Here is a 1900-nt window from a genome sequence, read left to right as displayed (position 1 = left end):
GGACAGAGGGGCAGCTTCACGGTGGTGGTGCAGGCGCCGAGCATGAGCCCGACGCCGGCCAGAACCGCCAGCCTAAGCATCGGCCTTCGCCTTGGAGCCGTCGCCGCCGTCAGCGCCGATGGGGGCCACGCCCAGAGCCGCGCCGAGCGCCGTGACGACGCTTTGCTCGAACACCTGGTTCTTGGTCACGGCGTAGCCGACGAATCGGAGGGTGTCCTTGCCGTCGGACAAGGTGAGCTTGGTGCCGGTCTTGTCGACTTCGTGCTGGGTGACGTGGGAGCCGTAGCTGGCCTTTCCGCCGAAATTGACGCCGAAGGCCCTGAAACCGCCGCCGCCCGAGGCGCTGAACTTTCGCTCATAGTCATAGGTCCAGGCCTGGGTCGCCTCGAACTCGACGGAGAAGCCGCGAACGACGATCAGCGCCGAGGGGTAATAGAGCAGACTTCCCTTCGGGCCGAAGAACTCCTGGAAATCGAAGGGATTGCCGAGGACATGCGGGTGGCTGAACAGGGTCGGCCTGAACCAGGCCGGGAAGCCGATATTGACCCGCAGGACGGATTCCGCGCCGAGCTTGATCGCCTTGCCGGTCCGGAAGTCTTCCTGGATCTGCGTGTGTTCGCTGGCGTTGGCGCTGACGCTGATGAAGCCGTAGCTGGCGCTCGCCGAACCGCTCCAGTCCGTGGTGATCGACGACGATTTCTGGGTCAGCTTGTCGAACCCCGCGGAGAAGCCGCCGCCGGTGCTGGTCCTGACCGTCGTGAGGGTCTTGTCCCACTGGGCCGCCCGCCGATCTTCGAACAGGGCCGTCGAGCCCAGCGGCAGCATGGCCAGATAGGGCGGGCTGAACTGGTCGCCGGCGGGATAGTTGTAATCGGGATACAGCGGATAGCGCAGCCGCATCGCCGGGCTATCGAAATCGGACTCCGCGTCGACGATTTCCTTGTCCGAGGGATTGGGATACTGGCGATCGGTGATCTTCTTGCGGTCGGACAGCTTGGCGCCGATAGCCTCGTTCTTTTCCTCGATCTTCCGGAGGTTGCCGTACAGGCCGCTCCATTGGACATAGGCGCCCAGATCACCGACTTGGTAGCCCATGGCCGCGGCGTATTCGGCCCACCTCTTCCGGTCGCGCAGTTGGAGCTCCAGGGCCGCGTCCTTCAGACCGTCGATGTCGGTGTCGATCTTGGCCAGTTCGACCTGCTCGGCCGGGGTCAGCACCTTCTTGACGACAAAGGTCCGCAGCTTCCGAAGGAAGCGGGCATAGACGTCCGCCAGGGCCTCCAGGCTGATCTGGATCTCGCCGGCCACGGGCGTGGGGTGGATCGCCCGGTCCGACCGGTTGAGCAGATTGAAATACGAGAACCAGACATAGCCTTGCTCGGAGGCCTTCTTGTCGGCCGAGAGGTCGACCACGTCGGCGGCGAGCTTGAGCTGCAGGAACTCGTCGGCCTTCAACCCTCCGACCTGGGTCTTGAGCAGGTCGTAGTAGTTGTCGAGCGAGATCTTGAGCGCGGCGCCGAACTCGACGTCTTTCACGGGAGAGGGGGCAAACGCGGACATTCGGGACTCCATCGTTGAAGGGCGTCGATATCTCGACGATCCAACGTGGATAGCCCCAAGATCCCGGCGGTGAGCGTGACGGCCGTCACGCGCCGAGCGACTTGAACGGCCCTTTCGTCACTCCACCGCGAACGCCAGCCCCGCCTTGGCCTGCAGGCGCTCCACCAGCTTGCCTCGCAGCGCGGCGCCCGGGGTCCAGATCCCGCCGGCCACGTCCGGGGTGTCGATCAGGCACAGGGCCGTTTCGGCGATCATCTTGCTGGTCGAGCCGTAGCCGGGGTCCTTGTCGCCCTTGACGCTGGCGCGGACCTGGCGGCCGTCGTCGGCGAGGCCGACGAAC

Annotated in this window: 1 protein-coding gene and 1 pseudogene; both read right to left on the bottom strand. The window is 65.2% G+C overall.

Annotated elements, in window-relative coordinates; all coding sequences use genetic code 11:
• Positions 1–72 precede the first annotated feature (72 nt).
• Complete coding sequence (locus tag AC1DZ6_RS24365; RefSeq protein ID WP_477099681.1) at positions 73–1560, bottom strand: hypothetical protein; 1488 nt, start codon at positions 1558–1560, stop codon at positions 73–75.
• Positions 1561–1677: 117 nt separating this feature from the next.
• A pseudogene (locus tag AC1DZ6_RS24360) lies at positions 1678–1900 on the bottom strand (saccharopine dehydrogenase); the annotation flags it as partial.

It is taken from the genome of Caulobacter sp. P1_B12_2 (assembly GCF_056406675.1).
Note: the sequence above shows the minus strand (reverse complement) of the source record. Positions and strands in the feature narration are given on the sequence as shown.

Bases quoted from the DNA above. Each gene is read 5' to 3' on its own strand.
- AC1DZ6_RS24365 (WP_477099681.1), bottom strand. From the start codon at position 1,560: ATGTCCGCGTTTGCCCCCTCTCCCGTGAAAGACGTCGAGTTCGGCGCC.